The organism is Flavobacterium sp. GT3P67, from assembly GCF_004349155.1.
GTDB classification, from domain to species: Bacteria; Bacteroidota; Bacteroidia; order Flavobacteriales; family Flavobacteriaceae; genus Flavobacterium; species Flavobacterium ranwuense.
Genome location: NZ_SMLF01000003.1, coordinates 296,768 through 312,809 on the forward strand (window position 1 = coordinate 296,768; position 16,042 = coordinate 312,809).

Annotated in this window: 19 protein-coding genes and 1 pseudogene; 13 read left to right on the top strand and 7 right to left on the bottom strand. The window is 34.2% G+C overall.

What is annotated here, in order from left to right; translation table 11 throughout:
* Window positions 1-18: 18 nt before the first annotated feature.
* On the bottom strand, window positions 19-495 hold the full coding sequence (locus tag E0H99_RS07650; protein ID WP_131993326.1) for a lipocalin family protein: 477 nt from the start codon (window positions 493-495) through the stop codon (window positions 19-21).
* A gap of 179 nt (window positions 496-674) precedes the next feature.
* On the opposite strand from E0H99_RS07650, the gene htpG reads away from it, so the two are divergent.
* Complete coding sequence (gene htpG / locus E0H99_RS07655; protein WP_131993329.1) at window positions 675-2,576, top strand: molecular chaperone HtpG; 1,902 nt, start codon at window positions 675-677, stop codon at window positions 2,574-2,576.
* Between the two features lie 173 nt (window positions 2,577-2,749).
* Here htpG and E0H99_RS07660 read toward each other — a convergent pair whose 3' ends face one another.
* The 5 genes from E0H99_RS07660 to E0H99_RS07680 are packed head-to-tail and all read right to left on the bottom strand — an operon-like array spanning window position 2,750 to window position 7,202.
* Window positions 2,750-3,715 (bottom strand): sodium-dependent bicarbonate transport family permease, encoded by a 966-nt coding sequence (locus E0H99_RS07660; protein ID WP_131993332.1) that lies wholly within the window; start codon window positions 3,713-3,715, stop codon window positions 2,750-2,752.
* A gap of 36 nt (window positions 3,716-3,751) precedes the next feature.
* A complete protein-coding gene (locus tag E0H99_RS07665) occupies window positions 3,752-5,104 on the bottom strand; it encodes a dihydroorotase (RefSeq protein WP_131993335.1) in 1,353 nt (450 codons plus the stop codon).
* Window positions 5,105-5,107: 3 nt separating this feature from the next.
* Window positions 5,108-6,067 (bottom strand): L-threonylcarbamoyladenylate synthase, encoded by a 960-nt coding sequence (locus E0H99_RS07670; RefSeq protein ID WP_131993338.1) that lies wholly within the window; start codon window positions 6,065-6,067, stop codon window positions 5,108-5,110.
* Window positions 6,068-6,070: 3 nt separating this feature from the next.
* The gene (locus E0H99_RS07675) at window positions 6,071-6,907 is read right to left on the bottom strand and encodes a DUF6671 family protein (RefSeq protein WP_131993341.1); all 837 of its coding nucleotides are present in this window, start codon (window positions 6,905-6,907) and stop codon (window positions 6,071-6,073) included.
* Window positions 6,900-7,202 carry a hypothetical protein gene (locus E0H99_RS07680; protein ID WP_131993344.1) on the bottom strand — a complete coding sequence of 101 codons (303 nt, stop codon included), beginning with the start codon at window positions 7,200-7,202 and terminating at the stop codon, window positions 6,900-6,902. The genes E0H99_RS07675 and E0H99_RS07680 overlap by 8 nt, the downstream gene beginning before the upstream one ends.
* A gap of 274 nt (window positions 7,203-7,476) precedes the next feature.
* On the opposite strand from E0H99_RS07680, the gene E0H99_RS07685 reads away from it, so the two are divergent.
* The 4 genes and pseudogenes from E0H99_RS07685 (at window position 7,477) to E0H99_RS07700 (ending at window position 10,062) form a co-directional block, all read left to right on the top strand.
* On the top strand, window positions 7,477-8,394 hold the full coding sequence (locus E0H99_RS07685; protein ID WP_131993347.1) for a LysR family transcriptional regulator: 918 nt from the start codon (window positions 7,477-7,479) through the stop codon (window positions 8,392-8,394).
* Window positions 8,393-8,683, top strand: a pseudogene (locus E0H99_RS07690) (molecular chaperone HtpG); the annotation flags it as partial. The gene E0H99_RS07685 and the pseudogene E0H99_RS07690, both read left to right, overlap by 2 nt.
* Window positions 8,684-8,924: 241 nt before the next feature.
* On the top strand, window positions 8,925-9,440 hold the full coding sequence (locus E0H99_RS07695) for a YybH family protein (RefSeq protein ID WP_131993350.1): 516 nt from the start codon (window positions 8,925-8,927) through the stop codon (window positions 9,438-9,440).
* 109 nt (window positions 9,441-9,549) lie between these two features.
* Window positions 9,550-10,062, top strand: coding sequence for a TlpA family protein disulfide reductase (locus tag E0H99_RS07700; RefSeq protein ID WP_131993353.1), 513 nt, complete (start codon window positions 9,550-9,552; stop codon window positions 10,060-10,062).
* 155 nt (window positions 10,063-10,217) lie between these two features.
* On the opposite strand, the gene E0H99_RS07705 is transcribed toward E0H99_RS07700, so the two are convergent.
* Complete coding sequence (locus E0H99_RS07705) at window positions 10,218-10,685, bottom strand: hypothetical protein (RefSeq protein ID WP_131993355.1); 468 nt, start codon at window positions 10,683-10,685, stop codon at window positions 10,218-10,220.
* 262 nt (window positions 10,686-10,947) lie between these two features.
* Between E0H99_RS07705 and E0H99_RS07710 the strand changes: the two genes are divergently transcribed.
* The 8 genes from E0H99_RS07710 to E0H99_RS07745 all read left to right on the top strand — a co-directional run bounded on the left by E0H99_RS07710 (window position 10,948) and on the right by E0H99_RS07745 (window position 15,993).
* A complete protein-coding gene (locus E0H99_RS07710; protein WP_131993358.1) occupies window positions 10,948-11,349 on the top strand; it encodes a DUF2721 domain-containing protein in 402 nt (133 codons plus the stop codon).
* Window positions 11,350-11,432: 83 nt separating this feature from the next.
* Window positions 11,433-12,329 (top strand): EamA family transporter, encoded by an 897-nt coding sequence (locus E0H99_RS07715; protein WP_131993361.1) that lies wholly within the window; start codon window positions 11,433-11,435, stop codon window positions 12,327-12,329.
* Between the two features lie 68 nt (window positions 12,330-12,397).
* A complete protein-coding gene (locus E0H99_RS07720; protein ID WP_131993364.1) occupies window positions 12,398-12,751 on the top strand; it encodes a MauE/DoxX family redox-associated membrane protein in 354 nt (117 codons plus the stop codon).
* Between the two features lie 4 nt (window positions 12,752-12,755).
* The gene (locus tag E0H99_RS07725) at window positions 12,756-13,364 is read left to right on the top strand and encodes an alpha-ketoglutarate-dependent dioxygenase AlkB family protein (protein ID WP_131993367.1); all 609 of its coding nucleotides are present in this window, start codon (window positions 12,756-12,758) and stop codon (window positions 13,362-13,364) included.
* Between the two features lie 45 nt (window positions 13,365-13,409).
* Window positions 13,410-14,237 carry a sterol desaturase family protein gene (locus E0H99_RS07730; protein WP_131993370.1) on the top strand — a complete coding sequence of 276 codons (828 nt, stop codon included), beginning with the start codon at window positions 13,410-13,412 and terminating at the stop codon, window positions 14,235-14,237.
* A gap of 119 nt (window positions 14,238-14,356) precedes the next feature.
* On the top strand, window positions 14,357-14,635 hold the full coding sequence (locus tag E0H99_RS07735; RefSeq protein ID WP_066081282.1) for a DUF2805 domain-containing protein: 279 nt from the start codon (window positions 14,357-14,359) through the stop codon (window positions 14,633-14,635).
* 64 nt (window positions 14,636-14,699) lie between these two features.
* A complete protein-coding gene (locus tag E0H99_RS07740; protein WP_131993373.1) occupies window positions 14,700-15,044 on the top strand; it encodes a hypothetical protein in 345 nt (114 codons plus the stop codon).
* A 1-nt stretch (window position 15,045) separates the two neighbouring features.
* Window positions 15,046-15,993, top strand: a complete 948-nt coding sequence (locus E0H99_RS07745) for an alpha/beta hydrolase (RefSeq protein ID WP_131993376.1) — start codon at window positions 15,046-15,048, stop codon at window positions 15,991-15,993.
* The last annotated feature ends 49 nt before the right edge of the window (window positions 15,994-16,042 follow it).

Consider the following 16,042-nt stretch of genomic DNA (forward strand, 5'->3'; position numbering starts at 1 on the left):
ATCTATATTTTTTATTAATTAATTAACTTTTTGAAATTGGTACACTACATCAGTCATTTTTCCTCCAACATTGATTTTATCAATCAATTGAAAAGAAGACTCTGTTTGATTGGCTAGATATAAAATATATCCATCTCTAACTTTTCTTGCTTTTTCACCTGCATCAAGTACTTTTAGTACAAACTGACCATCATTATTTACAAACCAAGTAATTGGTGAGCTAAATGACACACAATTTGCTTTTGTCAAAGCCATGTTTCCTTTATTGTTGTTGGAAACAAATTTCCATGTACTCCCTACAAAACATTCTGAATCCGCAAGTTGAAAACTATTCACTTTGATATATTGCGAACCTGGATACGTTACAGAACTGATTACCCAATTTCCTTTCATATCAACTTGAGCTTTTCTATCTGTATTCGTACTTGTCACTGATGTTGACTTACATGCAAACATCAAAACAGCTAACGCGCACACTAAAATTACTTTTTTCATTTTCTTAAATTTAATGAATTAATACTTACACAAAGATACAATGCAATGAAAAAAAATTGTTTCAAAATTAAATTAATTTATATCAAAATTAACGCTTACGACAATTTGTCACCCCAATTGTAATTGGTATTCTATTTGAAAGAATCATATCCATTAAAATAAACTTAAAAATTCAAAATATGACAACAGGTAAAATTAATGTTTCGGTAGAGAACATCTTTCCCTTAATCAAGAAATTCTTATACAGTGATCACGAAATTTTCTTGCGTGAATTGATTTCTAATGGTACTGATGCTACTTTAAAATTAAAACATTTAACAAGCATTGGCGAAGCCAAAGTAGAATACGGAAACCCAATTATCGAAGTGAAAATCGATAAGGAAGGTAAAAAATTACACATCATCGATCAAGGTTTAGGAATGACTGCGGATGAAGTAGAAAAGTACATCAACCAAGTGGCATTTTCTGGTGCAGAAGAATTTTTGGATAAATACAAAGATTCTGCTAAAGATTCTGGGATTATCGGCCATTTTGGCCTTGGTTTCTATTCTGCTTTTATGGTTGCCGAAAAAGTGGAAATCATCACTAAATCTTTCAAAGATGAACCTGCTGCACACTGGACTTGCGATGGAAGCCCAGAATTTACATTAGAACCTGCTGACAAAACTTCTCGTGGAACAGAAATCATTTTGCATATTGCCGAAGATTCTTTGGAATTCTTGGAAGAATACAAAATCAAAGAGCTGTTGAATAAGTACAATAAGTTCATGCCGATTCCAATTAAATTTGGAACCAAAAAAGAAAAAATAGAGCAAAAAAAGGGAGAGCTTGTTGAATCCGAAAACAAAGAAGAAACCTTTACAGAAGTTGAAGTGGATAACATCATCAACAATCCAAATCCGGCTTGGACAAAACAACCAACTGAATTATCTGCTGAGGATTACAAGAATTTCTACCATGAATTGTATCCGATGCAATTTGAAGAACCGTTATTCCACATCCATTTGAATGTAGATTATCCGTTCAACTTAACCGGTATTTTGTATTTCCCAAAATTAGGTTCAGATTTACAAATTCAGAAAGACAAAATCCAATTGTACCAAAATCAAGTGTACGTAACGGATAATGTGGAAGGAATTGTTCCTGAATTTTTAATGATGTTAAAAGGTGTTGTTGATTCACCGGACATTCCATTGAACGTCTCTCGTTCTGGATTACAAGCTGACGCTGCGGTGAAGAAAATCTCGAATTATATCACTCGTAAAGTAGCCGATAAATTAAAATCTCTGTTCACTGAAAATCGTGAAGATTTTGAACAAAAATGGAATGACATCAAAATCGTTTTGGAATACGGAATGCTTTCTGAAGATAAATTCTACGAAAAAGCTGGTGCGTTTGTTTTGTATCCAACAGTTGATAGTAAATTTTACACACTGGAAGAATTAAAAGAAAACTTAGCCGCTAATCAAACGGATAAAGACGGAAAATTAGTTGTTTTATACGCTGGAAATAAAGAAGCGCAACACTCTTATATCGAAATTGCAAAAGACAAAGGATATGAAGTTTTATTACTTGATTCACCGATTATCTCGCATTTAATTCAAAAAATTGAAGGCGATAATAGCAACATGACTTTTGTACGTGTCGATTCAGACCATATTGATAATTTAATCAAGAAAGAGGAAACTACTATTTCTAAATTATCTGAGGAAGAACAAACGAACTTGAAAACAGTTTTAGAAGCTATCGTTCCTAAACAAACCTATTCTGTACAACTGGAAGCTTTAGATAGTAATGCATCACCATTTATCATCACGCAACCAGAATTTATGCGTAGAATGAAAGAAATGAGTCAGTCTGGCGGTGGCGGAATGTTCGGAATGGGAAATATGCCGGAAATGTACAATCTAGTGGTAAATACTAATTCTGAATTGGCAACAAGCATTCTAAACAACAAAGACAAATCAGCTCAGGAAAGCTTGGTAAAACAAGCGCTTGACTTAGCAAAATTATCACAAAACCTATTAAAAGGCGAAGCGTTAACGGCGTTCGTAAAAAGAAGTTTTGAGATGATTAAATAAGATTATTAGACTTTTAGATCGTTAGATTATTAGACTAAACCTGCAAGCGAAAGTTTGCAGGTTTTTTTGTTTTTACAATTTATCATTCGTTCTAATTCATGACATCAACATTGGTTTACAACACCTTTTTCAGGTTCATTAATAAGCATTACTACCTCAAATTAAGCCCCTAATTAAAAGTGGCACAATACAATTGAAAAATAAATCGGCATCCCAAAAGTAATGTTAAAAGGAAACGTTACAGCTAATGCCATTGGTAAAAAGATCCCTGGATTCGCCTTTGGCACTGCTATTTTCATTGCGGCCGGAACGGCAATGTAAGAAGCGCTCGCCGCCAGGACAGCAAAAATAAAGCGATTCCCAACATCTTCGGTAACGAATTGACTTAAGAAAGCAACAATACATCCGTTGATCAATGGAAAAACAATAGCAAAAAAGACGCTAAACCAGCCACTTTTGAAAAAATCATTTAATTTTCGGCCACTAACAATTCCCATATCCAATAAAAATAAAGCCAAGAACCCTTTGAAAATATCAGTGGTAAAAGGCTTAATTCCTAAAGCCTGTTGCTCACTGGCCAAAAACCCAATAACCAAACTTCCAAGAATCAAGAGTACGCTTCCGTTGGTAAAAGAGTGCTTAACAATTGTACTTATTTTGGTTTTCTGAACGTGTTCTTTACTAAATAATCGTATTAAGATTACACCAATAATAATCGCTGGAGCTTCCATTAGCGCCATTACAGCCACCATGTGACCGCTGAAATTGTAGTTTTGAATTTCTAAAAAAGAGACGGCTGTTACAAAGGTAACTGCACTCACCGATCCATATGCGGCAGCAATAGCGCCCGAATTCTCAATGCTAAACTTTTTCTTTAAAATAAAAAATGTATAGAATGGAATTAACACCGCAATCAATACCCCAAAAACAATAGACCAAAGTATGTCAACAGTAAAATGACTGTGAGCCAATTCCTGCCCGCCTTTAAAACCAATTGAAAAAAGAAGGTACAGCGATATAAATTTAGAGGTGTTCTCTGGAATTTCTAAATCACTTTTTACATATACCGCTATAATTCCCAATACAAAAAACAATAAAGCCGGATTAGTCAAATTATCCAATAATAAACTAAGATTCATATTCTATTTATTTTTAAATTATATTATACATTTTGATTATCTTATTTTTTCAAACTTTAATCTTTTCCCCTTAATATCCGTTTGGACAAGTCCTTTTTCATATACTACATTTCCATTTACAAAAGTAGAATTGATGCTGCTTTTAAAAACCTGTCCTAAAAAAGGAGACCACTTGCATTTATATAAAATAGAATTTGTGGTTACTTCCTGTTGTTTATTTAAATCGACTAAAACTAAATCGGCAAAATAGCCCTCTCGTATATAGCCTCTTTCTTTGATTCTATATATTTCGGCCACATTATGGCTCATTTTTTCCACTACTTTCACTAGGGAAATTTCACCAAGATGAAATAATTCTAACATTGCCAAAAGCGCGTGTTGCACTAAAGGTCCGCCTGAATGTGCCTGAAAATAATTCCCTGCCTTTTCCGCAATAGTATGGGGAGCATGATCCGTAGCAATTATATCTATCCTATTGTTTAGCAGTGACTGCATTAAACCTTTCCGATCCTGATCCGTTTTAATAGAGGGATTCCATTTAATCTTTGAACCCAATCTTCCGTAATCAGCATCCGAAAACCAAAGATGGTGTATACAAGCTTCGGCGGTGATTCGTTTATCTCGAATGGGTACCGTATTATCAAATAATTCAGCTTCCGCCAAAGTTGAAATATGAAACAGATGCAAGCGAGTATTGTGTTTTTTAGCAATAGACAGCACTCTGTTTGTAGCTTTTACACAAGCGAGTTCATCACGGATCAGGGAATGGCAAAAAAAAGGAATATCGTCTCCATATTGGAGTCGGAATTTTTGGGTATTCTTTTTTATAATTGCGTCATCCTCGCTGTGCAAGGCAATAAGGGTATTCGTTCTCGAAAAAAATTGCTCTAAAAAGTCCGGATAATTAGCCAAAATACCTTCGTCATTGTTAAAATAAAGCCCGTCATCAGTTATCCCACATACATTTTCGGTGTCTGTTTTTAAAGCTTCTTCTAAGTTATTCTTCGAAATTCCCATAAAAAAAGAATAATTAGCAATTGATTTCTCAGTTGCCATGGTGTACTTTTCTTCTAATAAGACTTGAGTTAGCGTGTTGGGAATCGTGTTGGGCATATCCATAAAGGAGGTGATTCCTCCCGCCACAGCAGCGACTGATTCTGAAAAAACAGTACCTTTATGGGTAAGCCCGGGCTCTCTAAAATGAACCTGATCATCAATTATTCCTGGAAGCAGATATAGTCCTGTAGCATCAATTTCGATGCTTTTTTTAGCTGGGTTTAATACAATAGTAGGGGCTATCTTTTCAATCCTTTCCCCTGATAGCAACACATCTAAAATAAGTATTTGACCTTCGTTAACTACACTTGCATTTCTAATAACAGTATCCATATATTATTTTTTAGTGGCTCTTTGCAATCGATCGTTTATCGTTTTTCCTAAACCATCATCTGGAAATCGTTCTGCAATAATTAGGTCCAGGTTTAGTTTATCCAATCGGTGCAAAGCGGCATACAATTGCGAAGCGGCTTCTGTTAAATCACCCGTGGGAGATAGAATTTCCTGTGCTGTAATTTTTTGATTGTAAATCTCATTTTGGAATACTAGCACACCTATTTTTTGCATTGAAAAGGTTTCAAGCAACTCAAAGACATTTGCTGTTAAAAGGGTCGAAGTCAATGGCGCATAATGTCTGGAAAGCATCCCGGGTGCTATAGGTGTAGTATCGTCACGAGTCATCATTTTAACTGTGCCCACAATTGCTACTATATCTTCAATTGCAAGAGATCCCAAACGGTATACAACAGGCTCCCCGTTTTCAAAACCTATGATGGTGGATTCAATTCCCCTTTCGCATGCACCGCCATCTAAAACCATTGGTACAGTATCGTGGAAATAAGCGGCAACATGTTCTGCCTTTGTCGGGCTAATGGAACCGAAGGGATTGGCACTGGGTGCGGCCAAAGGATACGCTAATTGCTCTAAAAGAGCTAAAGTCAACGGGTGATTCGGAACCCTCACGGCTACAGTATCTTTACCTCCAGTGACTAAATCAGGGATGGAACTTTGTTTTTTTAATACCAAAGTTAAAGGTCCAGGCCAAAACGCAGCTGCCAGTTCCAATGCTTTTTCAGGAATATCTCTTGCGATTTGCGACAAATCCTGAATCGACTTAATATGAACAATTAAGGGATTAAAAGTAGGCCTTTGCTTTATTGTAAAAATACTTTGAATGGCTTTTTGGCTGTAAATATTTCCGGCTAAACCATAAACCGTTTCGGTAGGAATACCTATAACTTGCTCCTTATTTAAAATCGTTATAGCATTGTGAATCGAATTACTTATTAAAGTCATAATTTAAGGATTACAGGCATCACAATATCCTGATTCTTCAGTTGTTTTTTGATGAGGATGCATTTTTTCGGAATTAAAAGCGCACTTCTGGCAGGTGTAAATAAAACTCAACGTAGAACGAGTGGGTGCCGAACACCAAGAACAAGGCAAGCCAGTCTTTACTTCTGTAATACTAAAACCAGGCGTCATACAACTCGGACATTCCATTTTAATAGTTTCCAATAATTTTTGTGCTGCTATTTTTATCACTCCCATCCGGGTGGGATTATACAGGGCTCGCATATCGGTTTCGGCATAAACACTCCCAAAAACACTTCTTAAATGTTCAAAAGACTCCTCTAACTGACTCCTAGTGGTAATGCCTTTAATTATTTGAGTGAGATCATCTGGCTTGGTTCTCAAAATTATTGCATGAGACGGGAATTTAATCCTATCCGCAAAATCAAGGAGCATTTCTTTAGTACTGATTGCTGCTCCGTAAAAATTAGTATCCAGACTGAGTTCTCTGACAATGATTTCCAAATCATTTTTTTTATCTATAAAAAGTAAAAATTCATCGTCTGCCTGAGCAAAAAAAAGGGTGGGATGCGAACCAAACGAACCTTCACTGGCAATACCCAAGTCACAGTCAAATTGCTCCATCGCCAACAAACATTTAGCTCTTACGGTTTCCACAGCGTTAGCCACACGTTCCACTTCTCCTGAAAAAGTTCCAAAAACATCTGAATCATAATTTTGAGGCACAAAACAGTGAACACCCAAACCTTTTTCAAGTATTGGCGCAATCACTTTTTCTTTATGATGCTTTGTTGCAATGAGTAATTTTCTACCTTCAAACATCCAGCTCTGTTTTCACTTTGGAAGTTAGAACAATTTGAATGACACTGTCAATTCTCAGCCCCATTCCCTTTGACGAAGCTTCACCAATGAGTTGTTTGATGTATTCAGAAGCATCTAAAAGAGATTCAAGTCTATTTTTTGAGTGAGGATCCTCTTCATTATATCGTATCCGGCTGCTAAATGCTTCCAAATTATGAAAGTTGATTTTACTATTTATTAGAGAAAAGATAACTTTCCCGGCTTCAGATGGTGCAAATTGACCTTCAATTAACTTAAATTGATATTCTTTTTTCATGACGCTTTTTATAATAGATTTGATTTTTTATTTTTCAGGAGCGTGTAGGTACTAAAAAAGATCCCTGTACCTAATAAAATTGTAAAAAACATGTTTTTATGATCCATTAATGACAATAGTATCCCACAAATTAGCCAAACCATGGCAAACAATAAACTGATATTTTTGTTCTTATTTTCTTTTTTCATGACAACTGATTTAGTTTTCACAAAGGTAAAACTGCATATTCATATGTTTTTATTTATATTTGTAATGATTTACATAAAAAATATTTATGAATTACACACTCCACCAGCTGCACGTATTTTTAAAAATCACTCAAAATAACAGCATCACAAAGGCGGCGATGGAACTGCATCTTACTCAACCAGCAGTATCCATTCAATTAAAAAATTTTCAGGACCAATTTGATGTTCCCCTAACAGAAGTTATTGGCAGAAAACTATATGTAACCGATTTTGGTAAAGAAATTTCTCTAGCTGCCGAGAAAATTTTAAATGAAGTGCATGCTATTAACTATAAAACAATGGCATTCAAAGGGCAGCTAGCGGGAAGATTAAAGATCTCCGTAGTCTCCACAGGGAAATATGTCATTCCCTATTTTTTATCTGATTTTTTGAAACAAAATCAAGGTGTCGAATTAATTCTGGATGTGACCAATAAGACTAAAGTGTTGAAAAGTCTAGAAAGGAACGAAGTTGATTTTTCCTTGGTTTCCGTGCTGCCAGAAACCCTGCAAATTGAAAAGGTGGAGCTTATGCCTAATGCACTTTTCCTTGTCGCTAACATTGATCTAAAAATAGAAAACGGTATTCAAGATAAAAAAATTATAGAAACCTTACCGATGATTTATCGCGAACAAGGATCAGGAACGAGATATATAATGGAAAAATTTATAGAAAACAATCAACTAACGGTTCTGAAAAAAATGGTACTCACTAGCAATGAAGCCGTAAAACAAGCTGTACTCGCTGGACTTGGATGTTCCATTATGCCATTAATCGGTATAAAAAACGAGCTCAATAACGGTGACTTGCAAATCATTGCTGTACAAGGCCTGCCAATTCAATCCAACTGGAATTTAATCTGGTTAAAAGGCAAGAAATTTTCACCAGTAGCCAGTGCTTATTTGAAATTCATTCAAGAAGAAAAAACCAGAATTATCGAACAAAAATTTAACTGGATTAAATAGTAATGCATCACCATTTATCATCACGCAACCGGAATTCATGCGTAGAATGAAAGAAATGAGTCAGTCTGGCGGTGGTGGAATGTTTAGAATGGGAAATATGCCGGAAATGTACAATCTAGTGGTAAATACTAATTCTGAATTGGCGACAAGCATTCTAAACAACAAAGACAAATCAGCTCAGGAAAGTTTAGTAAAACAAGCGCTTGACTTAGCAAAATTATCACAAAACCTATTAAAAGGCGAAGCTTTAACGGCGTTCGTAAAAAGAAGTTTTGAGATGATCAAATAAGATTATTAGACTTTTAGATCGTTAGATTATTAGACTAAACCTGCAAGCGAAAGTTTGCAGGTTTTTTGTTTGCCAAAATTGAGATTTTCTTATAACCTAAGATTAAACATTGTCAATTTAAAACCTAACGAATTGCTATTCAAATAATTATAAATATACTCATGTTAAGTATGCTAAAATAATCAATATCTTTATGGTGCTTTTTATGAAATATTAATTTTTAATCTAAAAAAATGCAACCATGAGAAAAAGTCTAAATTTTATTAAATCCACAATTGTGTCTGTCACAGCAACAACGCTATTATTGGTATTGGTTAGTTGTAATTCTTCCAAAAAAGAGAAAGAAGCAACATTTGACAAAGTCGCAGCCATGCAAGCGATAGAAAAAGAAAACAAGATTTTTACTGACGCATTCAACAAAGGCGACACTATAAATGCTGTCAACGGTTATGCCGCTGATGCCAAATTTATGCCTCCCAATCAGAAAGCAGCTTCGGGAAGAAAAGATATTCAATCCACATTAGCTGGATTCATTAAAGCCGGAGCAGGTGGTTTAAGTATAAAACCTGTAGAAGTTTGGGGTGATGAAAATATGCTGACCGTGGAAGAAGAATGGTCTATGACCGATAAAGACGGAAAAGAGGTAGACCGTGGAAAAGCACTGGAATTGTGGAAAATGGAGGATGGAAAATGGAAACTTTTCCGTGACATTTTTAATTCTGATTTGCCTTGTATGGCTCCTCCTCCATCCAAATAGATACTTCGGTATTTGGATTATTAGCTATGAATCGGATCGGTTACAAACAACCTGCAAGCATACAGTTGCAGGTTTTTTTGTAGATTAGCTACAATGAAAATTAAAAAACATGAAAAAAAGAATTATTTTAGTTTGTTTATTTATAAGTTTATCCAATACTTATGGACAAGATTATCAAAAAAGCAATGTAGTATTAGAAGGGCAGCAAGCACCAAACTTTACCATAAAATTAGAAAAAGGAAAAACAATTAATCTCTCTAGCTTAAAAGGAAAAGTCGTTTTACTAAATTTTTTCGCAACTTGGTGCGGTCCTTGTATGGTTGAAATGCCAATTTTGCAACAGGAAGTTTGGGCGAAATATAAAGAAAATAAAAATTTTGTTTTAATGAGTTTCGGAAGAGGACATTCAGCGGAGGAGGTAAACCTATTTCGAGATAAAAAGAAATTTGATTTTCCTATTTATGCCGATAAAGACAAATCCGTTTATAATCTATTTGCTACACAATATATCCCGAGGAATTATCTTATTGATAAAAACGGAATTATTGTATATAGTTCTATTGGATACTCTCCCGAAGAATTTGAAAAAATGAAAGAAAAAATCAACGAAATAATTAAGTAAAAGCCATCAGCTAGCGCAAGCGTCTCACTCATACCCACAAACAAAAAAACATTTTTTGTAATTCATTTAATAATTGATCTGATTACTGCTATAAAAATAAAATAAAGCCGTTTTTTCTAAACAAGAAAAAACGGCTTTTTGCAAACTTCAATATATTAAAAAATACCTAGTCGTACGCTGGGGGTGCGCACGCCTATTTGTGTATTTACCGAAGTATTGCTTGGCCTTCTTTGATAATTTCTTTGATCATATTCATAATAATAAAATCCTGCGTGTCCATAAAAGGAATCGCTGTGATGACAATGGGCATCACAATGAGAATGATGCATTGTATAAACATCTTGCTTGCTGGCAATATATGCCTGATACGCTTTTCTATTCTTTTTCTTTAACCCCTTTTCGTACTCTTTTTGCTCCTTCCAAAAAGCTTTCTCTTCGGCTTTAGTTTTAGCCTTAAATGTTAACTCATAATTGGCATCTTCACTACCCCTTTGTTGATAATAAGTAATTTTATCTGCATTGGTATTTATGCTTGTTTCACTTTCTAAACTGGCTTCTTGTGCATTTACTGTCGCTATTGCTCCCAAAAAAAATAGGACAAGTAGGATTTTAATTGTTTTCATGATTATAAATTTTAATTACAGTTACTATCGTTTGACTAACTTCAATAGTAAGACAACTGTAAAGCACTTTACCCTACTAAGAGTTGTATTATTTTAAAAACGTACCGAGAAACTGCAAATTGGCAATTCATCCAACTTCGCATCAAAAAACACTTACAACGAAAATACATTAAGCTGCAAATTCACTCTTGCCATTTTTTTATTTAAAAAAGAATCGAATTGCGTACTTTAGATTTTTCATTATAAAAACACAACCACAATTATGACTTTAAACATAGAAACTCCAGCCCTGCTTTTTTCTGCAACCTCATTGATTTTATTGGCCTATACCAATCGATTTCTTACCATTGCACAGATCGTCAGAAGCTTAAAGAAAAACTATGACGAAAAAGAAAACAAAAGTATTTTACTCGAAATAAAAAATCTCAACTTGCGCTTGACACTTATTCGCTATATGCAAATGTTTGGCGTGATGAGCTTGTTTCTATCGGTTTTAGCCATGATGCTATTATTTATAGAACAACAATTATTCGGTATTTATATTTTCGGATTGAGTTTACTCAGTTTACTTATTTCATTGGGAGTATCGTTTTGGGAAATCAGCATTTCCGTGAATGCCTTACGATTGCATTTGAGTGATTTGGCGGATAAAGAGGTGAATTAAAAGAAATAGAATTTACATTCTTAACTCTAACTCATAACTAATATCTAAACCCTACCTTTGCCCGCTTTTTAAAATTAAAAAAAATGATAAAGAATAATGTATTAAAAGGAGTTTTCTTAGTAGGTCTTGGTGCAACGAGTTACGGAATGCTGGCTACTTTTGTAAAAATAGCCTACGGCGAAGGTTTCACCACACCTGAAGTTACCATTGCTCAATTTGTATATGGAATTACGGGAATGTTGCTTATTAATCTGTTTCAAAAAGCTAAAAAGGGAAATGACGTTGTAAAAGCTTCCAAGAAAAACATTGGTCAATTAATGCTTGCAGGAACTTCTCTGGGAATGACGAGTATTTTTTATTATTTGGCGGTAAAATACATTCCTGTTTCCATTGCTATCGTTTTATTGATGCAAACGGTTTGGATGGGCGTTTTATTCGAAATGATTTTAGAAAAGAAAAGACCTTCAACTCAAAAAATAGTTTCCGTAGTTATTGTATTAATTGGAACCGCACTTGCTACTAATCTTATTGAAAGTAAAGTAGAATTAGACTGGCGCGGAATTGTTTTAGGGCTTTTGGCGGCAGCTTCCTTTACCACAACCATGTTTACTGCTAATCGTGTGGCAACACATATTTCCTCAGCGCAACGCAGTCTGTTTATGCTTCTTGGTGGTGCTGTTATTGTAACCGGATTTGCAATTGCAACACAAACAACTCCTTTTAATTTTGAGATTTTCATGAAATGGGGAATAATACTGGCGCTATTTGGAACTATAATTCCGCCTTTATTGTTTAATGCCGGTTTTCCGCTCACAGGAATTGGGTTAGGAAGCATCGTTTCTGCACTGGAACTTCCCGTATCAGTACTAATGGCGTATTTTCTTTTGAGTGAAAAAGTGAGTTTAATCCAATGGATTGGAATCGTTTTAATCATCTTAGCGATTGTGATTATGAATGTAAACTTTAAGAAAACTACTTAATTTCAATTTAAAAACATTTAAGCTGATTTCATTAAAATTTTTATAAATTCGTGATAAATAACTTTATTATGAATCTACCTTGGCATTTATATGTGATGGCTTTTGTTTACTTTTTAGCAGGATTAAACCATTTCAGAAACCCGAGACTGTACCTAAAAATCATTCCTACTTATTTTCCGAATCCAAAATTATTAAACTACATCAGCGGTCTATCTGAAATATTTTTGGGTATTGCACTCTGTATTCCGCTACTTTCAAACTATGCCGCTTGGGGAGTTATTGCCTTATTGATTGCTATTTTCCCTGTGCATCTCTATATGTATTTTGATAAAAAAGCAAGAATGGGTTTGCCAAATTGGGTTTTACTGCTTCGAATGCCTTTTCAATTACTATTAATTTACTGGGCTTATCAATACACATAATCCATTGAAATCACTCTTCGAATCCTCATCAGATCCATTATTCCTTGACTTGCCCGATGCTGAGATTATCTATTATCCTCAGTTTTTTGACAAGCCGACAGCTGATATTATTTTTGCCGAATTGATACAAGAAATCCCTTGGCAGCAAGATGAAATTCGGGTGTATGGAAAAACTCATCCGCAACCTCGTTTGACAGCTTTGTTTGGAAACGAAGGGAAACCCTATTCGTATTCGAATATAACCATGCAACCACATCCTTGGAATTTGCTTTTGCAAAAGTTAAAAACGAAAGTCGAAAAGGTTGCTGATGCCAATTTTACAACCGTTTTACTCAATTATTATCGCAACGGAAAAGACAGCAACGGCTGGCATGCCGACAACGAAAAAGAATTAGGAATAAATCCTGTAATTGCATCGTTGAGTTTTGGTGCGGAACGTACGTTTCAACTGAAACATAATTTTGACAATAACCAGAAAAAAAATATCGTTTTGGAACACGGCAGTTTATTACTGATGAAAGGAACAACGCAGCATTACTGGAAACACCAGATTCCAAAAACCGCAAAACCCATTGGCCCCAGAATAAATGGTACCTTTCGAGTAATCAAATAATTATTTTCAATAAAAATTATTAAATTTGAAGTAAACACTCCAATTATGAATGATATTATTGCTTATTTTTCTACCATTCCATCTTCACACAGAAGCTTAATTCTTGTTGGGGGAATCACTTTTTTTTGGCTGATAGAAAATGCTTTTCCGCTTTTTAACTTCACGTACAAAAAATGGCATCATGCAGGTATTAATATCTTTATGACTTTTACTACTATTGTGATCAATTTTTGTTTGGCGTTTATATTGCTAAAATCAGCCGATTGGACAATTGCCAATAATTTTGGAATTTTACAATGGCTGCCTGAAATGCCATTATGGCTTTACGCGCTTATCGGATTGCTTTTACTGGATTTAATTGGCGCTTATCTGGTACATTTAGTAGAACATAAAACTAAATTTTTATGGCGTTTCCATTTGATTCATCATACGGATACTTGGATTGACACTACAACTGCAAACAGACATCATCCTGGAGAAAGTGTCATCCGTTTTACATTTACGGCAATCGGAGTTTTAATTATTGGAAGTCCCATGTGGATGGTTTTCCTTTACCAAACGTTATCTGTTGTGGCAACACAATTCAATCATGCTAACATTTCTCTTCCAAAAAAAGTAGATACTATTTTGAGTTATTTTATTGTTTCTCCGGATATGCATAAAGTGCATCATCACTATGTTTTACCGTATACGGATAGTAATTACGGCAATATATTTTCTATTTGGGACCGGCTTTTTGGAACCTTTATGACGCTTCCAAAAGAAGAAATCATTTACGGAATCGACACACATCCGAGGCCTGAAGAACACAATGAATTAAAAAACTTATTGAAAATACCCTTTCAAAAACCGCCAATAAAAGAAAATAAGTGAAAAGTATAAAAAAAATGATCTTTTGAGAAAATCTAATTATTTTTTTTCTTAATATTGGTATCAAATTAGAAATGTAATTTATTAATCATTAACAACTTATTTGAATTAATTTTCACGTGATGAAAAAGAGTAACCGAAAAGAATTGAACTGGGAGCAAACAGAAAAACTTGTTACAATGGCTTTAGAAGAAAAAAATCCTTTTGAAATCATAAAAAAAGAATTTGGTCTGGCAGAAAAAGAGATTCTTGAAATCATGAAAAAGAAGATGCCAGCAGAGAAATTTGAAATGTGGAAAAAGAAAGCGACAGCAAATAAACCAAAACCAAAACCCGTTAAAATAGATGATTTTGATGAAGATTTGGATGGAAAATATTATATAAAAAACAAATTAGACTAAAAATAAAACTCCTGATATTCAGGAGTTTTTGTTTTTATACCATGTCACTTTTACAAACTCAATAATGGTTTCAGTAACATCAAACGAAAACGAATTTATTTTTGACATTCTCAGAAGTCATAAATTTTGGGCTTTCGAAAATAAGATTAGAGTACCGAAAGATAAAATAATCCGAGCGTATCAAAGCAACGATGAATTTACCTTTTGGATTGGTTGGAAAATGCCAGGCACCCAATTAACATGGGTTATTACTGCTGGAACTTATATAAAAAAGGGAAAACGCAATTTTTGGGATGTTTGCAATAAAAAAAATGCAGTTATTGTCGAACTCAAAGATTCCTATTATAATAAACTAATTATCGAAGTTGAAAATCCGGAAGAGACAATGAGCTTATTAAACACTAAATAAAATGAAAAAACTACTACTTGTATTTCTTACACTGTTTTCAACACTTTGTTATTCTCAAGCAGAAACAGCAATTAAATCTTTTAACAAAGAAGAAATTTCTATAAATCCATTGATAAATGGTTCGTTGTATTCTCCTTTAAAACAAACCAAAAAGACAAATCTTGTTATTCTCATTGCAGGTTCAGGACCTACAGATAGAGATGGAAATCAAAAAGGTTTAACCAATAATTCCTTAAAATACCTATCAGAAGAATTAACTAAAAATGACATTGCCGTTTTTAGCTATGATAAAAGAATCATTGCTCAAATGAAGACTGGAACTGTAAATGAGGCAACGCTAACTTTTGATGATTTCATTACCGATGCAAAATCAGTTTTATCATTTTTTAAAAATCAAAAAAAATACAACAAAATAATAATTGCCGGACACAGCGAAGGTTCATTAATAGGAATGATAGCCGCAAGTGACAAAGCAGATGCTTTCATTTCATTAGCTGGAGCCGGAAGAACTATTGATGACGTTATTGTAGAACAGATAACAAAACAAGCCCCTTCTTTAAAAGAGGAAGTGGAAAAGAATTTTGGCATTCTTAAAACCGGGAAAACTTTCGAATTAAAAAATCCCATGTTGGCATCGATTTTTAGAGAAAGCGTTCAACCGTATATGATTTCATGGATAAAATACAATCCACAAATTGAAATCACTAAATTACAAATGCCTGTATTGATTGTAAACGGAACCAAGGATTTACAAGTGTCAGTTCAAGAAGCAGAACTACTGAAAAAAGCAAAACCAGGGAATGAACTCGTTTTGATTGAAAATATGAATCATGTTTTTAAAGAAATCAAAGGGGATAACTCAGAAAACATGAAATCCTATACCAATCCTGATTTACCAATAACTTCAAAATTAACAAGCACAATAACAACGTTTGTAAAATCACTTTAAGATGTAACAATTGTGCAACTATAGAGACTAATATTTAAAATAAAAATCA

Excerpts from the sequence above, each read along its gene's own strand:
- E0H99_RS07650 (WP_131993326.1), bottom strand. The coding sequence starts at position 495 with ATGAAAAAAGTAATTTTAGTGTGCGCGTTAGCTGTTTTGATGTTTGCA.
- htpG (WP_131993329.1), top strand. The coding sequence starts at position 675 with ATGACAACAGGTAAAATTAATGTTTCGGTAGAGAACATCTTTCCCTTA.
- E0H99_RS07660 (WP_131993332.1), bottom strand. The coding sequence starts at position 3,715 with ATGAATCTTAGTTTATTATTGGATAATTTGACTAATCCGGCTTTATTG.
- E0H99_RS07665 (WP_131993335.1), bottom strand. The coding sequence starts at position 5,104 with ATGGATACTGTTATTAGAAATGCAAGTGTAGTTAACGAAGGTCAAATA.
- E0H99_RS07670 (WP_131993338.1), bottom strand. The coding sequence starts at position 6,067 with ATGACTTTAATAAGTAATTCGATTCACAATGCTATAACGATTTTAAAT.
- E0H99_RS07675 (WP_131993341.1), bottom strand. The coding sequence starts at position 6,907 with ATGTTTGAAGGTAGAAAATTACTCATTGCAACAAAGCATCATAAAGAA.
- E0H99_RS07680 (WP_131993344.1), bottom strand. The coding sequence starts at position 7,202 with ATGAAAAAAGAATATCAATTTAAGTTAATTGAAGGTCAATTTGCACCA.
- E0H99_RS07685 (WP_131993347.1), top strand. The coding sequence starts at position 7,477 with ATGAATTACACACTCCACCAGCTGCACGTATTTTTAAAAATCACTCAA.
- E0H99_RS07695 (WP_131993350.1), top strand. The coding sequence starts at position 8,925 with ATGAGAAAAAGTCTAAATTTTATTAAATCCACAATTGTGTCTGTCACA.
- E0H99_RS07700 (WP_131993353.1), top strand. The coding sequence starts at position 9,550 with ATGAAAAAAAGAATTATTTTAGTTTGTTTATTTATAAGTTTATCCAAT.
- E0H99_RS07705 (WP_131993355.1), bottom strand. The coding sequence starts at position 10,685 with ATGAAAACAATTAAAATCCTACTTGTCCTATTTTTTTTGGGAGCAATA.
- E0H99_RS07710 (WP_131993358.1), top strand. The coding sequence starts at position 10,948 with ATGACTTTAAACATAGAAACTCCAGCCCTGCTTTTTTCTGCAACCTCA.
- E0H99_RS07715 (WP_131993361.1), top strand. The coding sequence starts at position 11,433 with ATGATAAAGAATAATGTATTAAAAGGAGTTTTCTTAGTAGGTCTTGGT.
- E0H99_RS07720 (WP_131993364.1), top strand. The coding sequence starts at position 12,398 with ATGAATCTACCTTGGCATTTATATGTGATGGCTTTTGTTTACTTTTTA.
- E0H99_RS07730 (WP_131993370.1), top strand. The coding sequence starts at position 13,410 with ATGAATGATATTATTGCTTATTTTTCTACCATTCCATCTTCACACAGA.
- E0H99_RS07735 (WP_066081282.1), top strand. The coding sequence starts at position 14,357 with ATGAAAAAGAGTAACCGAAAAGAATTGAACTGGGAGCAAACAGAAAAA.
- E0H99_RS07740 (WP_131993373.1), top strand. The coding sequence starts at position 14,700 with ATGGTTTCAGTAACATCAAACGAAAACGAATTTATTTTTGACATTCTC.
- E0H99_RS07745 (WP_131993376.1), top strand. The coding sequence starts at position 15,046 with ATGAAAAAACTACTACTTGTATTTCTTACACTGTTTTCAACACTTTGT.